General features: G+C 70.4%; 4 protein-coding genes and 1 pseudogene. All 5 read right to left on the bottom strand.

Going from position 1 to position 3862, the window contains the following annotated elements:
* Window positions 1–105 precede the first annotated feature (105 nt).
* Window positions 106–1359 (bottom strand): styrene monooxygenase/indole monooxygenase family protein, encoded by a 1254-nt coding sequence (locus tag ACZ7GZ_RS22970; RefSeq protein WP_471026920.1) that lies wholly within the window; start codon window positions 1357–1359, stop codon window positions 106–108.
* Window positions 1360–1374: 15 nt separating this feature from the next.
* On the bottom strand, window positions 1375–2013 hold the full coding sequence (locus ACZ7GZ_RS22965) for a GTP-binding protein (protein WP_471026917.1): 639 nt from the start codon (window positions 2011–2013) through the stop codon (window positions 1375–1377).
* A complete protein-coding gene (locus ACZ7GZ_RS22960) occupies window positions 1994–2401 on the bottom strand; it encodes a DUF742 domain-containing protein (protein ID WP_471026916.1) in 408 nt (135 codons plus the stop codon). Before ACZ7GZ_RS22960 ends, ACZ7GZ_RS22965 begins: the two co-directional genes overlap by 20 nt.
* Entirely contained in the window at window positions 2398–2895 is a 498-nt protein-coding gene (locus ACZ7GZ_RS22955; protein WP_471026914.1) for a roadblock/LC7 domain-containing protein, read from the bottom strand. The genes ACZ7GZ_RS22960 and ACZ7GZ_RS22955 overlap by 4 nt, the downstream gene beginning before the upstream one ends.
* Window positions 2892–3862 (bottom strand): annotated as a pseudogene (locus tag ACZ7GZ_RS22950) (hypothetical protein); the annotation flags it as partial. The pseudogene ACZ7GZ_RS22950 and the gene ACZ7GZ_RS22955, both read right to left, overlap by 4 nt.

Here is a 3862-nt window from a genome sequence, read left to right as displayed (position 1 = left end):
TCTGACCTCAGAACTCGCAATGATTCGGAGACCTGGAGTGCTCACCTGCTGGCGGCTACGGACCGTAGTCTTCCCCACGGCCCGACAAGGCCCATCAGAGACCCGTCACGCTCCTGCGACCGAGGCCAGGTAGGCGGCCGTCTTCTCCGGCTCGTAGAAGAAGTTCTCGAAGTCGGCCGGGTCGTTGAACGCGTTGGCGAAACGGTCGGCCACCGGCTGCAGCTGACCCGCCGCCCCGATCAGGTTCAGTATGTGCTCCGGCGGCGGCATGAGCATCGCGTTCGTCCACTTGGTGACGTGCTGCGCGGTGGCCCAGTACCGGTCGAACGCGGCCTGCATCCACTCCTCGTCGAACGGCTTGTCCCCGTGCTCCAGGATCGAGGCGAGGTACGCGGCGGCGCACTTGGAGGCGGAGTTGGATCCCTGGCCGGTGATCGGGTCGTTGGCCACGACGACGTCCGCGACGCCCAGGACCAGGCCGCCGCCGGGCAGCCGGCCGATGGGGTTGCGGACGGTCGGGGCGTAGCGGCCGGCCAGCGTGCCGCCCGCGTCGGTCAGTTCGACCTCGGTGGCCCGTGCGTACTCCCACGGAGTGAACTTCTCCATGAGTTCCAGGGTCAGGGAGAGGTGCTCGGCCGGGTCCTTGACGCCGTTGAAGACGTCGAGCGGGCCGCCGGGTATGCCCTCCCAGAACAGGATGTCGGCCGGTCCGGAGGTGGTGAACGTCGGCATGATGAACAGCTCGCCGACGCCGGGGACGAGGTTGCAGCGGACGGCGTGGAAGTCCGGGTGCTCGGGGCGCGGGCCCAGCCCGTGGACGTACGCCACCGCCAGCGCCCGCTGCGGCTCGCTGTACGGGGAGCGCGAGGCGTCGCGGCCGAACATCTGGACCAGCTCGCCCTTGCCGGCCGAGACCAGGACGAGGTCGTACGTACGGGAGAAGTAGTCGAGGTCGCCGACCGCAGCGCCGTGGATGACCAGCTGGCCGCCGCGCTGCGCGAAGGTCTCCATCCAGCCGGCCATCTTCACCCGCTGGTCGACCGACTGCGCGTACCCGTCCAGCCTGCCCACCCAGTCGATCGCCCGCTGCGTGGGCCCCGGGTCGTGCGAGCCGGGGGCCGCGACCGAGACGCCGAGCCCTTCGATCCTCGGGGCCTGGGACTCCCAGAAGTTCAGCTGGAGATCGCGCTCGTGCTGCAGGGCCGTGTCGAACATGCACTGCGTCGACATGACCCGGCCGGTGCGGATCTCGTCCGCGGTCCGGTTCGACATCAGGGTGACCTCGTAGCCGTGCGACTGCAGGCCGAGGGCGAGCTGGAGACCGGACTGACCGGCTCCGACGACGAGTATCTTCCGCATACGGGGGCTGTTCTCCTACTCGGGGGTTTCGTCCAGCGCGTGGGCGACGAGGGACAGGAGGGTCTCGATCACCGAGATTCTGCGCCGCGCATCCATGATCATTACAGGGATGTGCGCGGGGATCGTCAACGCCTCTCGCACGTCCTCCGGTTCGAAGCGCTCGCTGCCGTCGAAGTGGTTGACCGCCACGACGTACGGCATCCCGCAGCTCTCGAAGTAGTCCAGCGCGGGGAAGCAGTCCTTGAGCCGCCTCGTGTCCGCGAGGACGACCGCGCCGATCGCGCCGCGCACCAGGTCGTCCCACATGAACCAGAACCGCTGCTGGCCCGGCGTGCCGAACAGGTAGAGCACCAGGTCGTCGTCGAGCGTGATGCGGCCGAAGTCCATGGCCACGGTGGTGGTGAGCTTGCCGGGTGTGGCGGTGAGGTCGTCGGTCTCCTCGCTGGCCTCGGTCATCAGCGCCTCGGTCTGCAGGGGCATGATCTCCGAGACGGAGGTGACCAGGGTGGTCTTGCCGACCCCGAAGCCTCCCGCCACGACTATCTTCGTGGCGATCGGGGCGCGGGTGCGGTCCGTCTGCCAGGACTTCAGGTCCTCGTCGGGCTCGGTGACGAGGGGGGCGACGCCGGTGGCGTCAGAGACGGCGGAGTCCACTCAGCACCCTTTCCAGCAGCGCGCGGTCCGGGCGGCCGGTGCCGTGACCGGTTCCGGTGCCGTACACACGGATCTTTCCCTGGTCCGCGAGGTCGCTCAGGAGCACGCGGACCACGCCGAGCGGCATTTGCAGCAGCGCGGCGATCTCTGCCACCGTGCGCATACGGCGGCAGAGTTCGACGATGGCCCGCGTCTCCGGCATGACCCGGGTGGTGAGGGAACCATTCGTCAGTTCCCTGCGCTCCTCGGGGGCCTCCAGCGCGGCCACGAACGTCTCCACGAGGAGGACGTGACCGAAACGGGTACGGCCGCCGGTGAGCGAGTAGGGGCGCACGCGGGCGGGTTTGCGGTCGCCGCCGCGCACGGGGAGATTCGATGTGCCGCTCATCGGGCGCTCCCGGTCGACTGGGACTCCAGTGACTGCCGTAGCTCCGAACGGAGTTCCGGGGTCAGGACGTGGCCGGCGCGGCCGACGAACAGCGCCATGTGGTACGCCACCACGCTCATGTCGCACTCGGCGCTGCCGTGCACACCGAGCAGTGAGCCGTCGCTGATCGACATCACGAACAGGCTGCCCTCCTCCATCGCGATCATCGTGTGCCTGACCCCGCCGAACGCCATCAGCTTCGCGGCGCCGACGGTGAGGCTGCCGATACCGGAGACGATGGTGGCGAGGTCGGCGGAGGAGCCGCGGGGGCCCTTCGCCGGGCGGGCCCGACGGGACTGCTCGGTGTGACCGGGGTCGGACGAGAGGAGCAGCAGGCCGTCGGAGGAGACCACGGCGACCGACTGGATGCCGGGGACCTCCTCGACCAGGTTGGTCAGCAGCCAGTGCAGGTTGCGGGCTTCACTGCTCAGTCCGTACGTACTGGGCGCGGTCAACTGCTTGCCTCCTCGGCTGTGCCCCCCGTGGCTTCTGTGGCTTCTTCGGCGTGTGCGACTTCTGCTTCTACGGCGCGGTAGCCGGCCTGGGCCCCGCTGCGGAAGCCGCCGAGCCTCCTGCGGAGGGCTTCGGCGTCTACGGTTCCGGTCCGGCGGCGCGGGGCCTGGGCCGGTACGGCGATCTTGGGGGTGCGCTTGGGGAGGCCCTTGGCGGTGACCGCCTCGGCTTCGCCGTCGGCGGGGTCTTCGCCCCCGTCCGCACCACCCGTGCGGCTCTCGTCGTCGGGTGCCGGTGGCCCCTGCGGGGCGCGTCCGCCGTCGGCGGCCGGCGGGTCCGTGAACAGTGCGTGCGGCGCATCGGCTCGGTCGGCCGTGGGCTCCGTCGTGAGGTCCGGGAGGAGCAGTTCCATCGTCGTCTCGGCGTACGTCTCCGCCGGGGCCTTCGGGCGGGTCTCCGTGTTCTGCGCACCCGCGTCGGCCTGCTCATGGACCGCCTGCACCGCGTCCTCGCCGCGTCCGGCGTGGGACTCACGTGCCGTGGTCTCGAGGCGCTCGCCGAAGGCCACCCGCACCGCGTCCTGGGCCGAACCGCCGAAGGCTCCCTCGGCCTCCTCGGATCCCGCCCCCAGTCCCCCTGAGGCACCTTCTTCGGCCGTACCCCCGGAAACACCGGAAGCGAGTACGCCGTCCTCCACCGAACCACCCGAGGCAGCCGCACCCTCCCCCGCCGACCCACCGGAAGCGAGTACGCCGTCCTCCACCGAACCACCCGAGGCAGCCGCACCCTCCCCCGCCGACCCACCGGAAGCGAGTACGCCTTCCTCCGCCGAACCACCCGAGGCAGACACACCGCCCTCCGCCGACCCACCGGAAGCAGACACGTCCCCCTCCGCGAAACCGCCGGAAGCAGACGCGCCCTGCGCCGACCCGCCGGAGGCGGACACATGCCCCGCCACCGAACCACCGG

The organism is Streptomyces sp. NPDC037288 (assembly GCF_055603265.1).
Note: the sequence above shows the minus strand (reverse complement) of the source record. Positions and strands in the feature narration are given on the sequence as shown.